This is a genomic window from Microbacterium resistens (assembly GCF_031456305.1).
Classification (GTDB): Bacteria; Actinomycetota; Actinomycetes; order Actinomycetales; family Microbacteriaceae; genus Microbacterium; species Microbacterium resistens_A.
The window spans coordinates 31,678-47,149 of record NZ_JAVDUM010000015.1; the positions used below are offsets into that span (position 1 = coordinate 31,678).

Here is a 15,472-nt window from a genome sequence, read left to right on the forward strand (position 1 = left end):
GAGGAGGATGCATGGCCGACACGATCAGGGACGAGAGCACGGACTGGTCCACCCCTCGCGCCATGGGAGCGCTGGCGACGAAGATGGGCATGCGGTTCCTCGAGGTGAGCGCCGATCGCAGCGTCGCCACCCTCCCCGTCGAGGGGAACACCCAGCCCGTCGGTCTGATGCACGGCGGCGCCTATGTCGTCCTCGGCGAGACGCTGGGATCCGTCTCGGCGACTCTGCACGCGGGACCGGGCAAGATCGCGGTCGGCGTGGACATCAACGCCACGCACACGCGATCCGCGACGAGCGGGATCGTCACCGGCGTGTGCACCTCGGTCCATCTCGGCCGCAGCATCACCGTGCACGAGATCGTCGTGACCGACGATCAGGGTCGTCGCTGCTCGACCATCCGGATCACGAACATGATCAAGGACGCCCCGGCCCGCTGATCCGGCTCCGCACGGTGGCGGGGCTCGGGCGCTCCGCGACCGGATCCTCCAGGATCCGCTGGAACAGCAGGTGATCCTGCCACTCCCCTGCGATCCGCAGATACCGGGGCGCGAGCCCGATCTGCTGGAAGCCGTTGACTGCGAGCACGCGCTGCGAGCCGAGGTTGTGCACCAGCGTCGCCGCCTGGATCCGGTGCAGACCCAGCTCCCGCTGCGCATGCTGCCGGACCAGGGCGACCGCGCGACGCATGATCCCGCGGCCGGCCACCTCCGCATCGATCCAGTAGCCGAGGTCGGCGTTGCAGAACACCCCGCGCACGATGTGGCTGAGGTTGACCCTCCCGAGGACGCGCGTGTCGTCGACGATCACGAACGCCGCACTGCGGCCCTGCTCGCCCTCGCGCACCGCTCGCTCGACCTGCGCCTCCTGGTGCGCGACCGTGAAGAAGTCCTCCGTCGTCGCCGGGTTCCAGGGCTCGAGGTGGATGCGATTGCGCGTGTACGCCTCGGCGAGCAGCCGGCCGTCCCCCGCGCCCACTCGGCGGAGGCTGATGCCGTCGCCGAGGTCCATCGTCACTTCTTGGGAGCGAGCTGCTCGATGATCGCCTTGGCGACGTCCTGCATGGTGAGCCGGCGATCCATCGACGCCTTCTGGATCCAGCGGAAGGCCTCCGGCTCGCTCAGGCCCATCTTCTCGTTGAGGAGGCCTTTGGCGCGATCCACGAGCTTGCGCGTCTCGAACCGCTCGACCATGTCGGCGACCTCGGCCTCGAGCGTGATGATCTGCTCGTGCCTCGCGAGGGCGATCTCGATGGCCGGGAGGAGGTCGTTCGGGGTGAACGGCTTCACGACGTATGCGAGGGCGCCCGCCTCGCTCGCCCGCTCCACGAGCTCTTTCTGGCTGAAGGCCGTCAGCAGCACGACGGGGGCGATGTTGTTCTTGTGCAGCTTCTCGGCCGCGCTGATCCCGTCGAGCTGCGGCATCTTGACGTCCATGATGACCAGGTCGGGACGCAGCTCCGTCGCGAGCGCCACGGCGGTCTCGCCGTCGCCGGCCTCGCCAACGACGTCGAAGCCGTTGTCGCGGAGGATCTCGACGATGTCGAGGCGGATCAGCGACTCGTCCTCGGCGACGACGACGCGTCTCGGTGCGGAGGAGGTGGGCTGCTCAGGCTGCTCTAGCTCGGTCACGGATCCATTCTAGGGGACCGTGCCCCTGGTACCGCCGTGAAACGACGAGCAGTGGCGGCATCGATGCGCGACGAGCAGATCGACCCCGTTGCCCTATCGATCCGATCCGGAGGCGGCCCCACGAAGAGCCTCGATCTCCTCACGGTTGATCTCCGCCGCCCGCGCGAAGAGGTCGGTGGCGAAGTCGATCTGCTCGTCGTCCAGCGTCTCCAGGTACTCGCTCCACCGGTCGGCGACCCGCCCGTAGACGTAGCCGACCCGCGACATCAGCGCCTCGGGGACGGCAGTCACGATGACGCGGCGACGGTCGGCGAGATCGCGGGCGCGCGTGACGTACCCCGCGCGTTCGAGCCGGTCGATCATCGCCGTGATCGCCCCTCCCGCGGTCAGACCGACCCGCGCGGCGAGCTCGCCGGGCGTTGCCGGCCCGTCCCGGAGCAGTAGCCCGACCGCCTGGAGGTCGCTGCCGTTCAATCCGGCCGAGCGGGCGACCGCGTCCTGGAAGAGCACGGCCCTGGCCATGAACTCCCGCATGGCCTCCCCCTGTCGAGCGATCGCGGCGGCACGGGTTGCGGATGATTCGGGCATCACGTATTCTCTCCAAAATAGAGCGACTCTCTTATAGAGCCTCTCCCTCTTCATCAAGGCTAATCGAAAGGTTCACGGATGCCCAAGGCTCTCATCATCGGCGGAGGCGTCGCCGGCCCTGCCGTCGCGCTCTTCCTGAAGAAGGCGGGCTGGGATGCCCGGATCTTCGAGGCCAGGCCTGCGCCCGATACCTCCGGCGGCCTCTTCCTGAACGTCGCCACCAATGGGCTCGCCGTGTTGGAGACCCTCGGCCTGCGCGCACGACTCGTCTCGGACGGGCACCTCAGCCCGAACATGGAGATGTGGAGCGGTCGGGGGCGCAGACTCGGCCGCGTGCCGAACGGCCCATCGGGCGAGCCGGAACGTGGGAGCGTCGTGGTGCGACGCGAGTGGGTGAACGAGGTCCTTCGTGATGCCGCCGAAGATGCTGGCATCCCCACCGTCTGGGGCGCCCGCCTGGAGCGCGTCGAGGAACGGGACGAGGCGAGCATCGCGCACTTCGCCGACGGCAGCAGCGCGCGCGGCGATGTCCTGATCGGGTGCGACGGGGTCGGCTCCGTCGTCCGGCGCTGGATCGACCCGCAGGCACCGGAGCCCGCCTACAGCGGCATCCTCAGCGTCGGCGGGTTCGCCCGGCTACCCGGCCTCGAGCCGACTCCGCTGACCCAGCACATGGTCTTCGGCGCACGAGGCTTCTTCGGGTATCTCGTCCGAGAGGACGGCACCGTGTACTGGTTCGCCAATCCCACCAGGGCGGAGATGGACCGCGATGAGCTTCGTGCCGTGCCGAGCGCTGCCTGGCTCGCGGAACTGCGGGAGATCCACTCCGACGACCCGTATCCGGTGCCGCAGATCCTCGACGCCGCAGAGGGCGAGATCGGCGCCTACGGCATCTACGACCTCGCCCACGTGCCGCACTGGCACCGGGGACGGGCCGTGGCCGTCGGCGACGCTGTGCACGCCACATCGCCGAGCGCCGGCCAGGGAGCGTCCCTCGCTCTCGAGGACGCCGCGACGCTCGCGCGCTGCCTGCGTGACGAGCCGGATCACGAGCGCGCCTTCGCCCAGTACGAGCGGACCCGTCGGCCCAGGGCCGAAGAGGTCGTCCGCTACGCCCGCGCCATCAGCAAGCGGAAATCGACCACGTCCTCGAAGATCGCGATCGCCCTGCGCGATCTGATGCTGCCGCTTTTCCTCAGAGGCGCGATGACCGACAGCCGCAACGACCACCTCTACAACCACACCGTGCCGTGGGACGACCCCGCCGTGCCGAACGACCGCTGAACGGGACCTGTCCTCGCGGAGGCCGCTGCGGGACGGCGTGCGCGACGACGGTGCATCGCTTCTGGTGCCGGCGGTGGGACTCGAACCCACACGCCCTCTCGGACAAAGCATTTTGAGTGCTCCGCGTCTGCCATTCCGCCACGCCGGCCCGGGAACAACGCTAGCGCACCCTGAATGCCCGCCCGAATCGTCTGAAGGCGAACGGGGGACGACGAAGGGCGGGGCCGTAGCCCCGCCCTTCGCGACGATCACGCCCTGGACTTGTAGACCGGGGCAGCACCGCCGACCGCGTCGCCCACCTTGTGGACACGGATGTCGTTGGTCGAGCCGACGATCCCGGGAGGGGATCCGGAGATCACGACGACGCGATCGCCTTCGACTGCCAGCCCCTGGGCGAGCAGGTGCTCGTCGACCTGGTGGAACATCATGTCGGTGTGCTCGACGACGTCCACCAGCACGGAGCGGATGCCCCAGGTGATCGCCAGGCGGCGCCGGATGGCGGGCTCCGGCGTGAAGGCGAGCATCGGGATCCGGGACCGGAGACGCGACATGCGCCTGGCCGAGTCGCCGGACTGGGTGAAGACGCAGATGAACTTCGCATCGACGAACTCGGCGACCTCCTGGCCAGCGAGCGTGATGATGCCGCCCTGGGTGCGCGGCTTGTTCGTCAGCGCATGGATGCGCTCGAGCCCGTGCTCCTCGGTCGACTCGATGATGCGCGCCATCGTCTCCACGACGACCACCGGGTAGTCCCCCACGCTCGTCTCGCCGGAGAGCATCACGGCATCGGCGCCGTCGAGCACGGCGTTGGCCACGTCGGAGGTCTCCGCACGCGTCGGCACCGGGCTCGAGATCATCGACTCCAGCATCTGCGTCGCCACGATGACGGGCTTCGCGTTCTGACGTGCGAGCTCGACAGCCCGCTTCTGGACGATCGGGACCGCCTCCAGGGGCAGCTCGACGCCGAGGTCGCCGCGGGCGACCATGATGCCGTCGAACGCGGCGATGATCTCCTCGAGGGCGTCGACCGCCTGAGGCTTCTCGATCTTCGCGAAGACGGGGACGCGGATCCCCTCCTCCGCCATGATCTCGTGGACGCGCTGGACGTCGTCCGCGTTGCGGACGAACGAGAGGGCGATGAGATCGGCGCCCGAGCGCAGGCCCCAGCGCAGGTCCTGCTCGTCCTTCTCGCTCAGCGCGGGGACGTTCACCGCCACGCCCGGCAGGTTGATGCCCTTGTTGTTGGAGACCGCCCCGGCGACCACGACGCGGGTCTTCACCGAGGTGTCATCGGTCTCGATCACCTCGACGCGGACCTTGCCGTCGTCGATCAGGAGGAAGTCACCCGGCTTCACGTCCTGCGGAAGACCCTTGAACGTCGTCCCCGAGATCTCCCGGTTGCCGATGATGTCATCGGTGGTGATCGTGAAGATGTCGCCGACCGCGAGCTCGTAGGGACCGGCCTCGAACTTGCCGAGGCGGATCTTCGGGCCCTGCAGGTCGACGAGGATCGCCACGGCACGGCCGGAGTCCTCCGCCGCGCGGCGGACGTTGGCGTAGTTGGTGTCGTGGACGGAGTAGTCACCATGGCTGAGGTTCAGCCGCGCGACATCCACCCCCGCGTCGATGAGGGCACGGACCGTCTCGTAGGTCGAGGTGGCCGGGCCGAGGGTTGCGACGATCTTGGCACGTCTCAATGCAATGTCTCCGGGTCTTTCAGGGGGATGGACGAAGGGGCCACGCTGCCGGGTTCAGCCTACGCGGGCTGGAGTCCGATCGCGACATCCGTCGGGCGGACGGGCGAGGGCAGCAGGGAGCTGCCCATGAGGTAACGGTCAACGCTCGCGGCCGCGGCGCGGCCCTCCGCGATGGCCCAGACGATGAGCGACTGTCCCCGGCCCGCGTCGCCGGCGACGAACACGCCGGTCAGGGTCGAGGAGTACTCGTCGTCGCGGACGAACGCGCCGCGCTCGGTCTTGCGCGGACGGACGGCCTCGTCGAACGTCTCGCTCTCGGGGCCGGTGAAGCCCATCGCGATGAGGACGAGGTCTGCGGGGATCTCCCGCTCCGTCCCGCTCTTGGGCACGCGCCGCCCGTCGAGGTACTCCGTCTCGGCGACGCGCAGCGCGCGAACCTCGCCCGCGTCGTTGGCGAGGAACTCGACGGTGGACGCGAGGAACATCCGCTCGCCGCCCTCCTCGTGCGCGGACTGGACCTCGAAGACCGTGGGCATCATGGGCCACGGCTGGTGGTCGGGGCGCTCGGAGGAGGGCTGCATGCCGATGGCGAGGTTCGTGACGCTCAAGGCGCCCTGCCTGTGGGCCGTCCCGATGCAGTCGGCGCCGGTGTCCCCGCCGCCGATCACCACGACGTGCTTGCCCTCGGCGCTGATCTGATGCGGCACCGGGTCGCCGGCGACCGCCTTGTTGGACTCGACGAGGTACTCCATCGCGAAGTGGACGCCGTCGAGGTCCCGTCCGGGGATCGAGAGATCGCGCGGGACGGTGGATCCCGTCGCCAGCACGACCGCGTCATAGCGGGCACGCAGGTCGTCCCAGGTGATGTCGACGCCGATCTCGACGCCGGCGCGGAAGCGGGTGCCCTCCTCCTGCATCTGACGCAGGCGCGCGTCCAGCACCGACTTCTCCATCTTGAAGTCGGGGATCCCGTAGCGCAGGAGACCGCCGATGCGGTCGTCGCGCTCGAAGACCGCGACGGTGTGCCCCGCGCGCGTCAGCTGCTGCGCGGCGGCGAGACCGGCGGGGCCCGAGCCCACGACGGCGACCGTCTTGCCCGTCAGGCGCTCCGGCGGCTGCGGCTCGACCCAGCCCTTGGCGCTGGCCTCGTCGATGATCGAGACCTCGATCTGCTTGATCGTGACCGCAGGCTGGTTGATGCCCAGCACGCAGGAGCTCTCGCACGGCGCCGGGCAGAGGCGGCCGGTGAACTCCGGGAAGTTGTTCGTCGCGTGCAGGCGTTCGATCGCCGCGCGCCCCTCGCCGCGCCAGGCGAGGTCGTTCCACTCCGGGATCAGGTTGCCCAGAGGGCAGCCGGAGTGACAGAACGGCACGCCGCAGTCCATGCACCGGCCGGCCTGGCGACGGAGCACCGCCGAGTCGCCCGGCTGGTACACCTCTTTCCAGTCCATGATGCGGACGGGGACGGGACGGCGCGCGGGCACCTCACGCTCCGTGACCTTCAGAAAGCCCTTGGGATCAGCCACCGGTCACCTCCAGGATGCGGTTCCAGACGATGTCGCCGTCGGGGTCGAGCCCCGCGGCCTTCGCCTCCTCGCGCGTACGCTGCACGGCGGCGTAGTCGCGCGGGAGGACCTTGACGAACTCGCCCGACGTCCTCTCGAAGTCGGCGAGGAGGAGGGCGGCGAGCGGTGAGGCCGTGCGCTCCTCGTGCTCGGCGAGCAGGCTCCGGAGCACTTCCAGATCGGCACGGTCGAGCGGCTCCAGCATCAGCTCGCCCGAGTCGAGCGACTGGGCGTTGACCTGGTCCTCGCGGAGCCCGCGGACGTAGGCGACGCCGCCGGACATTCCGGCTCCGAGGTTCCTTCCGGTCTCGCCGAGGATGACGGCGACACCGCCGGTCATGTACTCCAGGGCATGGTCCCCCACGCCCTCGACGACGGCGGTCGCGCCGGAGTTGCGGACGAGGAACCTCTCCCCCACGACACCGGAGATGAACATCGTCCCGCTCGTGGCGCCGTAGCCGATCACGTTGCCGGCGATCACGTTGCGATGCGGCTCGAAGGTCGCCGTGCGCGGCGGACGGATGGTGATGTCCCCACCGGAGAGCCCCTTGCCGACGTAGTCGTTGGCGTCGCCCTCGAGGCGGAGGGCCACGCCGGGCGGCATGAACGCGCCGAGCGACTGACCGGCAGTGCCGTGGAGCGTGATGTCGATGGTCTCCTTCGCGAGGCCCTCCGCACCGTACCGGGAGGTCACGGCATGGCCGAGCATCGTGCCGACCGCTCGCTCGGTGTTGCGGATCGGCAGCTCGATGATCACCGGCGCCCTGTCCTCGAGCGCCTCCCTGGCCATCTCGATCAGAGGGGCGTCGAAGTGCTTCTCCAGCTCGTGATCCTGCGCGCGACCGCTCCGACGCGGCTCGCCCGCGGGGAACACCGGCCCCTCGAGGATCGGTGACAGGTCGAGCCCGTCCGTCTTCCAGTGGTGGATCGCGGCATCGACGCGGAGCAGGTCGGCGCGGCCGATGACCTCGTCGAGCGTGCGGAAGCCGAGTGCCGCGAGGATCTCGCGCACCTCCTCGGCGATGAACTCCATGAAGTTGATGACGAACTCGGGCTTGCCGGTGAACCGCTCCCGGAGCACGGGGTTCTGGGTCGCGACCCCCACCGGGCAGGTGTCGAGATGACAGACCCGCATCATGATGCAGCCGCTGACCACCAACGGCGCCGTGGCGAAGCCGAACTCCTCGGCGCCGAGCAGCGCGCCGATGATCACGTCGCGGCCGGTCTTGAGCTGGCCGTCGACCTGGACCACCACGCGATCGCGCATGCCGTTGAGCATCAGGGTCTGCTGGGTCTCGGCGAGGCCGAGCTCCCACGGTGTCCCTGCGTGCTTGAGCGAGTTCAACGGGCTCGCCCCGGTGCCGCCGTCGTGGCCGGAGACGAGCACGACGTCGCTGAGAGCCTTGGCGACGCCTGCGGCGACCGCCCCGATCCCGGACTGGCTCACGAGCTTGGTGTGGATCCGCGCGCCGGGGTTGGCCCGCTTCAGATCGAAGATCAGCTGCTTGAGGTCCTCGATCGAGTAGATGTCGTGGTGCGGCGGCGGCGAGATCAGCCCCACGCCGGGCGTCGCATGCCTGGTGCGGGCCACCCACGGGTAGACCTTCTGCGGCGGCAGCTGCCCGCCCTCACCGGGCTTCGCGCCCTGGGCCAGCTTGATCTGGATGTCCTCGGCCTCGGTGAGGTACTGGCTCGTCACGCCGAACCGCCCGGACGCCACCTGCTTGATCGCGCTGCGACGCTCGGGGTCGACCAGACGATCGGGGTCCTCGCCCCCCTCGCCGGTGTTGGACTTGGCGCCGAGCCTGTTCATGGCGATGGCCAGGGTCTCGTGCGCCTCCTTCGAGATGGAGCCGTAGCTCATCGCTCCCGTCGAGAAGCGCTTGACGATCGACGACACCGGCTCGACCTCGTCGATCGGGACCGGGGGCCGCTCCCCCGTCCGCAGCTCGAAGAGCCCGCGGAGCGTCTTCAGCTCGCGCGACTGGTCATCGATCAGCGCCGTGTACTCGCGGAACACGTCGTAGCGACGGGTGCGCGTGGAGTGCTGGAGCCGGAAGACCGTCTCGGGGTTGAAGAGGTGGGGGGCGCCGTCGCGGCGCCACTGGTACTCCCCGCCCGTCCAGAGCCGCTCGTGCGCGCGCGCCGCGGCGTCCTCCGGGTAGGCGTAGTCGTGGCGGGCCTGGTTCTCGACGAAGACGTCCTCGATGCCGATCCCGCCGAGCCGCGTCGCCGTGCCCGTGAAGTAGGCGTCGACGAGCTCCTGACCGAGGCCGACCGCCTCGAACACCTGCGCGCCGGCGTAGGAGCCGACGGTGGAGATGCCCATCTTCGACATGATCTTCAGCACGCCCTTGCCGAGCGCGTAGATGAGGTTGCGGACCGCCTTCTCCGGCGTGATGCCGGTGATGAACCCGGTGCGCACGAGGTGCTCGACCGTCTCCATCGCGAGGTAGGGGTTGATCGCCGAGGCGCCGTAGCCGATGAGCGTCGCGACGTGGTGCACCTCGCGGACATCGCCCGCCTCGACGATGAGGCCCACCTTCATGCGGTTCTCGTTGCGGATGAGGTGGTGGTGCACGGCTGACAGCATGAGCAGCGACGGGATCGGGACGAGGTCCTTGTTCGAGTCGCGGTCGGACAGGATGATGAACTCCGCACCCTGCGCGATCGCCTCGTCGACCTCCGCGCACATCTCCGCCAGACGCTCCTGCATCGTGTGCGACCCGGCATCGAAGTGGTACAGGCCCTTGATCGTCGCGCTGGATCGTCCGGGGAGCGCGCGGTCGATGTGCCGGATCTTGGCCAGCTCGTCGTTGTCGATGACCGGGAAGTCCAGGGTCACGGTGTGCGCATGCTCCGGGCCCCAGCTGAGCAGGTTGCGCTCGGGGCCGAGGCCCAGGCGCAGGCTCGTCACGACCTCCTCGCGGATGGCGTCCAGCGGCGGGTTCGTCACCTGCGCGAACTGCTGCACGAAGTAGTCGAAGAGCAGCCGGGGGCGCTTGCTGAGGACGGCGATCGGCGTGTCGCTGCCCATCGCGCCGAGGGGCTCCGCGCCGTTCTGGCCCATCGGGGTCAGCAGGATCCTGACCTCCTCCTCGGTGTACCCGAACGTGCGCTGACGGCGCGTGATCGAGGCCGGGGGGTGGACGATGTGCTCGCGCTCGGGAAGGTCGGCGAGGCTCACCGTGCCCTCGTCCAGCCACTCCTGCCAGGGCTCCATGCCCGCCAGATGACGCTTGACCTCCTCGTCCTCGACGATCCGGCGCTGTGCGGTGTCGACGACGAACATGGTTCCGGGGCGCAGGCGCCCGCGGCGCTTGATCCGCTCCGGTGCGAACTCCAGCACGCCGGTCTCGCTGCCGATGACGACGAGCCCGTCGGTGGTCTCGGTCCAGCGTCCCGGACGCAGGCCGTTGCGGTCCAGCGTGGCGCCGACCAGGGTCCCATCGGTGAAGATGAGCGCGGCAGGGCCGTCCCACGGCTCCATCTGGTTCGCGTGGTATTCGTAGAACGCGCGCAGCTTCGGATCGAGGTCCGTCTGCTTCTCCCAGGCCGCCGGGACCATCATCATCACGGCGTGCGGAAGGCTGCGCCCGGTCAGCGTCAGCAGCTCCAGGACCTCGTCGAAGGACGCCGAGTCGCTGGCCCCGTCGGTGCAGATCGGCAGCAGCGGGCGGACATCCCCCAGCAGCTCGGACTCGAGCTGCGACTGCCGGGCCCGCATCCAGTTGCGGTTGCCGCCCACCGTGTTGATCTCGCCGTTGTGGGCGAGCATCCGCAGCGGCTGAGCGAGCGGCCAGGACGGGAAGGTGTTGGTCGAGTAGCGCGAGTGCACGACCGCGAGCTCGGAGGCGAAGCGCTCGTCCTGCAGGTCGGGGTAGAACGGCTCGAGCTGGAGCGTCGTCACCATGCCCTTGTAGCCGAGCGTCCTCGCCGACAGCGTCACGAAGTACGCATCGATCTCGTGGCCCGCCCGCTTCCGCAGTCGATAGGCAAGACGGTCGAGCGCGATGCCCGCGGCGGCCGGGGTCTCGCCCGTCGCCGGCCGGGACACGAAGATCTGCTCGAAGGACGGACGCGCCTCGTCCGCAAGCTTGCCGAGATGCTCGTTGGCGGTAGGGACCACGCGCCAGCCGAGGACGGAGAGGCCCTCCTCCGCCGCGATCCGCTCGATGCCGGCCTTCTGCGTCCGGCGTGCGCCCGCGTCCCTGGGAAGGAAGGCGAGGCCCGCGGCGTACTCGCCGACCGGCGGGAGATCGAATGCCACGACCTCGCGCAGGAAGGCGTCGGGCATCTGGGTCAGGATGCCTGCACCGTCACCTGTTCCCGCGTCGGAGCCGATCGCCCCGCGGTGCTCCAGGTTCCGGAGCGCCTCCAACGCCAGCGCGATGATGTCGTGTCCCGGCGTGCCGCGGAGGGTCGCGACCATCGCGAGACCGCAGGCGTCCTTCTCGAACGCGGGGTCGTACATCCCCTGACGCGCGGGGAACCCGTTCCCGACGCTCAGGCGCCCGGGATCTTCCATCGGGTGACTCGATGCCATACGTACCGTCCTCATTGTTCGGTGCACGTTGGACATCGTTGGCCCGCGCAGCGCTTAGCAGATGGTTCCTCACGAGGGCGCGCCACGCCTCGGAGGCGATGCGTCAGCTCGTGGGAGCGGTGCTTGTGGCCGTGGCTCCAGCGACCGATCCATCGACGGGAGGCTCGCTCACATCGACGAAGTCGGAGAGATTGTCCTGTGATTCTACATCAGGGTTCTTGTACTCTCGGCCGGGCATGTACGCCGAGGGCTCCAGACCCGGGTGACGCCGGCTCTGGACGATCAGGATCGCGATGCCGATGACGACGCCGATGATGGCGGCCCAGACGTTCGTGCGCAGACCGAGGTAGATCTCGCTCGGATCGATGCGGATCGACTCCCAGACGATGCGTCCTGCGCCGTACCAGATGAGGTAGAGCGCGAACAGCTTGCCCCACTGCAGACGGAGGCGTCGGCCGATCCAGAGCAGGAAGATCACGCCGAGCCCGTTCCACACCACCTCGTAGAGGAACGTCGGGTGGAACAGCGTGCCCTCGGCGAGGCCGGGAGGGAACGCCGGGTTGGTCGACTCGATCTCCAGGCCCCACGGCAGGTCGGTCGGAAGACCGAACAGCTCGTGGTTGAACCAGTTGCCGAAGCGCCCGATCGCCTGGGCGAGCAGGAGCCCCGGTGCCAGCGCGTCGGCGAAGGTCCAGAACCGGATCCCGGTCCACTTGCAGCCGAGCCAGGCGCCGACGGCCCCACCGATCAGCGCGCCGTAGATCGCGATCCCGCCCTCCCAGATGTAGAACACCGCCCAGATGTTCTTGTCCGGGCCGAAGTAGAAGCCCGGGTGGGTGAGGACGTGGAAGATCCGCGCCGCGATGATCGCGAGCGGCACCGCGATGATCGCGATGTCGATGACGACCCAGCGCTCCGCACCGCGCTTGGTGAGGCGGTGGTTGGTGATCAGCACGGCGAGGATGATGCCGGTGATGATGCACAGCGCGTAGTAGTGGATCCGGAAGGAGAAATCGAAGATCGGGATGTCGATGTAGCTGACCGGCGGACTCGGGATGCTGGCGGCCACGCCTGCGAGGACGTTGGAGAGCGCGAAGGACATGAGATCGATTCTACGGGGTCACTCGCCGCGGCGCGTTCCGGCGGACAGTGCGCGCGCCGTCTCGGCGAGGCCGTCCACTCCCCCGTCGCGGAGCGCCCGGACGAGCGCCGTGCCGACGATCGCGCCGTCCGCGTACTCGAGGACGGCGCGGATCTGCTCCGCCGTGGAGATCCCGATGCCGACGCAGGCCCGCGACGCCCCCTGGGCGCGCAGACGCCCGACCAGGGTGCGCGCCGCGCGGTCGAGCTCGGTCCGCTCCCCCGTGATCCCCATCGTGGAGACGGTGTAGACGAAGCCGGTGCTCGCCTCGGCGATGAGCCGGAGACGCTCGTCGGTGGAGGTCGGCGCCGCCAGGAAGATGCGGTCGAGGCCTGTGCGCTCGCTCGCCGCGATCCACTCCGCCGCCGAGTCCGGGGTGATGTCGGGGGTGATGAGCCCGGCGCCGCCGGCCGCGAGCAGATCGTCCGCGAACCGGTCGACGCCGTACTGGAGCACCGGGTTCCAGTACGTCATCACGACCACGGGGACGTCGACGGCCGCGGTGATCTCCCGCACGGCCGTGAAGAGGTCGCGCATCCGGAAGCCCGCGGCGAGGGCACGCTGCGTGGCCTCCTGGATGATCGCGCCGTCCATGACCGGATCGCTGTAGGGCGGCCCCAGCTCGATGATGTCCGCCCCGTTGCGGGCGAGGGCGATCGCCGCCTCGATGCTCGTGCGGAGATCCGGGAACCCGACAGGGAGGTATCCGACGAAGGCGCCCCGGCTCTGGGACACGGCCTTCTCGATCGCCTGCTCGACGCGGCTCATCGCCCGTCCTCCCCGTCATAGAGCCCGAAGTAGCGGGCGGCGGTGTCCATGTCCTTGTCGCCGCGGCCGGAGAGGCACACGGCGATGACGGCGTGAGGTCCGAGCTCACGACCGATCCGCATGGCGCCGGCCAGGGCGTGCGCCGACTCGATCGCGGGGATGATCCCCTCGGTGCGGCTGAGCAGACGGAGCGCCTGCATCGCCTCGTCGTCGGTGGCGGGGATGTACTCCGCGCGCCCGATATCGGCGAGCCAGGCGTGCTCGGGGCCGACGCCCGGGTAGTCGAGGCCGGCCGAGATCGAGTGGGACTCGATGGTCTGGCCGTCCTCGTCCTGCAGGACGTAGGTCCTCGCGCCGTGGAGTACGCCGGGACGTCCGCGCTCGATCGAGGCCGCATGCCGCACGGTGTCGACGCCATCGCCGGCCGCCTCGACCCCGTAGAGGCGCACGTCGCCGTCGTCGAGGAAGGCGTCGAACATGCCGATCGCGTTCGACCCGCCGCCCACGCACGCGACGACCGCGTCGGGGAGGCGTCCGGTCTCGGCGAGCAGCTGCTCCCGCGCCTCCTCGCCGATGATCTTCTGGAAGTCTCGGACCATGGCGGGGAACGGGTGGGGACCCGCCGCCGTGCCGAAGATGTAGTTCGTGTCCTGCACGGTCGCGACCCAGTCGCGATAGGCGTCGTTGATCGCGTCCTTGAGCGTGCGGGAGCCCGTCGTCACGGGGATGACCTCGGCACCGAGAAGACGCATCCTGGCGACGTTGAGCGCCTGGCGCTCGGTGTCGACCTCGCCCATGTAGATCGTGCATTCCAGGCCGAAGAGCGCGGCGGCCGTCGCGGTGGCGACGCCGTGCTGACCGGCACCGGTCTCGGCGATCACCCGGGTTTTGCCCAGACGTCGGGTGAGCAGCGCCTGTCCGAGCACGTTGTTGATCTTGTGGGACCCTGTGTGGTTGAGATCCTCGCGCTTGAGGTACACCCTGGCACCGCCCGCGTGCTCAGCGAAGCGCGGGACCTCGGTCAGCGGCGACGGACGCCCGGCGTAGGAGCCGAGCAGGTGCGCGAGCTCCGCGCGGAAGGCCGGATCGACGATCGCGTCCTGGTAGGCGACGGTGAGCTCGTCGATCGCGGCGATCAGGGCCTCCGGCATGTACCGGCCCCCGAAGTCGCCGAAGAAGGGTCCGTGCTGTTCGCGCAGGCTCATGAGCCGGCCTCCAGGAAGGTTCGGAGGGTCGAGACGGGGTCTCCCGTGACCAGCGCCTCGCCGATGAGGACGACGTCGGCTCCGGCGCCGCGGTAGTGCGCCACGTCCTCGGGGGTGAGCACCGCGGACTCCGCGATCTTGGTCGCGGTGGGCGGGATCCGTTCGACGAGGCGTCCGAACAGGTCCCGGTCGAGCTCGAGGGTGCGCAGATCCCTCGCGTTGACGCCGATGAGCGAGGCCCCGAGGTCGATCGCGCGCTCCAGCTCCTCGGCGGAGTGGGTCTCCACGAGCGGGGTCATGCCGAGCTCGAGGATCAGCGCGTGCAGCTCCGTCAGCACCTGGGGCTCGAGGCCCGCCACGATCAGCAGGACGAGGTCAGCCCCCGACGCCCTGGCCTCGAGGACCTGGTACGGCGTGGCGATGAAGTCCTTCCGAAGGACCGGCACGGAGACCGCGGCCGTCACGGCCTCGAGGTCTGCCAGGCTGCCGCCGAAGCGGCGCTCCTCCGTGAGGACGCTGATCGCCGAGGCCCCTCCCTGCTGGTAGAGGCCAGCCTGGAGGGCGGGGTCGGGGATCTCGGCGAGGCGTCCGCGCGACGGGCTCGCGCGCTTCACCTCCGCGATGATCTTCACACGGTCGGCGGGAGCGAGGGCCGCGACAGCGTCCCGCGCCGCCGGACGCTGGAGCGCATCGCGCTCCACGACGGCGAGAGGACGCTGCTCCGCACGACGGGCCGCGTCCTCCACAGCGCCGGCCGTGAGGTCGGCGAGAACCATTAGTGCGCCTTCGGCGAGTACTTCGGGCCCTTCACGCCGTAACCAGCCTTGGCGAGGATCCAGCCGACGATGAGCCCGACGAGCACCAGCACGGCGGAGGCCCACACGATCGCGGGCAGATCGAAGAAGAACGCGGTCGTCCCGATGGTGACGCCCACCAGCATGATCACCACGGCGGTCCACGCCGCCGGCGAGTGTCCGTGGCCGGGGTCGGCGATGGGGTTGGTCATGTTCTCCTCCGAACGTGCTGTGGAATCGGGATCAGTCTATCGGG

General features: G+C 69.5%; 13 protein-coding genes and 1 tRNA gene. 2 read left to right on the forward strand and 12 right to left on the reverse strand.

Annotated elements, in window-relative coordinates; all coding sequences use genetic code 11:
- Positions 1-11 precede the first annotated feature (11 nt).
- Positions 12-437 (forward strand): hotdog fold thioesterase, encoded by a 426-nt coding sequence (locus J2Y69_RS15525; RefSeq protein ID WP_310022403.1) that lies wholly within the window; start codon positions 12-14, stop codon positions 435-437.
- Here the strand turns inward: J2Y69_RS15525 and J2Y69_RS15530 are convergent.
- From J2Y69_RS15530 to J2Y69_RS15540, 3 genes are all read right to left on the reverse strand, one after another.
- Entirely contained in the window at positions 415-1,008 is a 594-nt protein-coding gene (locus J2Y69_RS15530) for a GNAT family N-acetyltransferase (RefSeq protein WP_310022405.1), read from the reverse strand. The two genes, J2Y69_RS15525 and J2Y69_RS15530, sit on opposite strands and share 23 nt — an antisense overlap.
- A 2-nt stretch (positions 1,009-1,010) precedes the next feature.
- Entirely contained in the window at positions 1,011-1,628 is a 618-nt protein-coding gene (locus J2Y69_RS15535) for an ANTAR domain-containing response regulator (RefSeq protein ID WP_310022408.1), read from the reverse strand.
- Positions 1,629-1,721: 93 nt separating this feature from the next.
- Positions 1,722-2,216 carry a MarR family winged helix-turn-helix transcriptional regulator gene (locus tag J2Y69_RS15540; RefSeq protein WP_310022410.1) on the reverse strand — a complete coding sequence of 165 codons (495 nt, stop codon included), beginning with the start codon at positions 2,214-2,216 and terminating at the stop codon, positions 1,722-1,724.
- A 78-nt stretch (positions 2,217-2,294) separates the two neighbouring features.
- On the opposite strand from J2Y69_RS15540, the gene J2Y69_RS15545 reads away from it, so the two are divergent.
- Positions 2,295-3,500 (forward strand): FAD-dependent oxidoreductase, encoded by a 1,206-nt coding sequence (locus tag J2Y69_RS15545; RefSeq protein WP_310022412.1) that lies wholly within the window; start codon positions 2,295-2,297, stop codon positions 3,498-3,500.
- A gap of 62 nt (positions 3,501-3,562) precedes the next feature.
- Here J2Y69_RS15545 and J2Y69_RS15550 read toward each other — a convergent pair.
- The 9 genes from J2Y69_RS15550 to J2Y69_RS15590 form a co-directional block, all read right to left on the reverse strand.
- Positions 3,563-3,648: transfer RNA gene (locus tag J2Y69_RS15550), tRNA-Leu, on the reverse strand.
- Positions 3,649-3,748: 100 nt separating this feature from the next.
- Positions 3,749-5,197 carry a pyruvate kinase gene (gene pyk / locus J2Y69_RS15555; protein WP_310022414.1) on the reverse strand — a complete coding sequence of 483 codons (1,449 nt, stop codon included), beginning with the start codon at positions 5,195-5,197 and terminating at the stop codon, positions 3,749-3,751.
- 59 nt (positions 5,198-5,256) lie between these two features.
- Complete coding sequence (locus J2Y69_RS15560) at positions 5,257-6,723, reverse strand: glutamate synthase subunit beta (protein WP_310022416.1); 1,467 nt, start codon at positions 6,721-6,723, stop codon at positions 5,257-5,259.
- Complete coding sequence (gltB, locus tag J2Y69_RS15565; RefSeq protein WP_463675508.1) at positions 6,716-11,308, reverse strand: glutamate synthase large subunit; 4,593 nt, start codon at positions 11,306-11,308, stop codon at positions 6,716-6,718. The genes J2Y69_RS15560 and gltB overlap by 8 nt, the downstream gene beginning before the upstream one ends.
- A gap of 103 nt (positions 11,309-11,411) precedes the next feature.
- On the reverse strand, positions 11,412-12,410 hold the full coding sequence (gene lgt, locus J2Y69_RS15570; RefSeq protein ID WP_310022419.1) for a prolipoprotein diacylglyceryl transferase: 999 nt from the start codon (positions 12,408-12,410) through the stop codon (positions 11,412-11,414).
- 18 nt (positions 12,411-12,428) lie between these two features.
- Positions 12,429-13,217 (reverse strand): tryptophan synthase subunit alpha, encoded by a 789-nt coding sequence (gene trpA / locus J2Y69_RS15575; RefSeq protein WP_310022421.1) that lies wholly within the window; start codon positions 13,215-13,217, stop codon positions 12,429-12,431.
- Positions 13,214-14,422: a tryptophan synthase subunit beta gene (gene trpB / locus J2Y69_RS15580; RefSeq protein ID WP_310022424.1), complete on the reverse strand. Its 1,209-nt coding sequence runs from the start codon at positions 14,420-14,422 to the stop codon at positions 13,214-13,216. The genes trpA and trpB overlap by 4 nt, the downstream gene beginning before the upstream one ends.
- Positions 14,419-15,198 (reverse strand): indole-3-glycerol phosphate synthase TrpC, encoded by a 780-nt coding sequence (trpC, locus tag J2Y69_RS15585; RefSeq protein ID WP_310022427.1) that lies wholly within the window; start codon positions 15,196-15,198, stop codon positions 14,419-14,421. Before trpC ends, trpB begins: the two co-directional genes overlap by 4 nt.
- Positions 15,198-15,428, reverse strand: coding sequence for a DUF6704 family protein (locus tag J2Y69_RS15590; RefSeq protein WP_310022429.1), 231 nt, complete (start codon positions 15,426-15,428; stop codon positions 15,198-15,200). The genes trpC and J2Y69_RS15590 overlap by 1 nt, the downstream gene beginning before the upstream one ends.
- Between the last annotated feature and the right edge of the window lie 44 nt (positions 15,429-15,472).

What these genes read in the sequence shown, in the direction of transcription:
- gltB (WP_463675508.1), bottom strand. Translation starts at nt 11,308, where the DNA reads ATGGCATCGAGTCACCCGATGGAAGATCCCGGGCGCCTGAGCGTCGGG.
- J2Y69_RS15590 (WP_310022429.1), bottom strand. Translation starts at nt 15,428, where the DNA reads ATGACCAACCCCATCGCCGACCCCGGCCACGGACACTCGCCGGCGGCG.
- lgt (WP_310022419.1), bottom strand. Translation starts at nt 12,410, where the DNA reads ATGTCCTTCGCGCTCTCCAACGTCCTCGCAGGCGTGGCCGCCAGCATC.
- trpC (WP_310022427.1), bottom strand. Translation starts at nt 15,198, where the DNA reads ATGGTTCTCGCCGACCTCACGGCCGGCGCTGTGGAGGACGCGGCCCGT.
- J2Y69_RS15545 (WP_310022412.1), top strand. Translation starts at nt 2,295, where the DNA reads ATGCCCAAGGCTCTCATCATCGGCGGAGGCGTCGCCGGCCCTGCCGTC.
- J2Y69_RS15530 (WP_310022405.1), bottom strand. Translation starts at nt 1,008, where the DNA reads ATGGACCTCGGCGACGGCATCAGCCTCCGCCGAGTGGGCGCGGGGGAC.
- trpA (WP_310022421.1), bottom strand. Translation starts at nt 13,217, where the DNA reads ATGAGCCGCGTCGAGCAGGCGATCGAGAAGGCCGTGTCCCAGAGCCGG.
- J2Y69_RS15525 (WP_310022403.1), top strand. Translation starts at nt 12, where the DNA reads ATGGCCGACACGATCAGGGACGAGAGCACGGACTGGTCCACCCCTCGC.
- J2Y69_RS15540 (WP_310022410.1), bottom strand. Translation starts at nt 2,216, where the DNA reads ATGCCCGAATCATCCGCAACCCGTGCCGCCGCGATCGCTCGACAGGGG.
- trpB (WP_310022424.1), bottom strand. Translation starts at nt 14,422, where the DNA reads ATGAGCCTGCGCGAACAGCACGGACCCTTCTTCGGCGACTTCGGGGGC.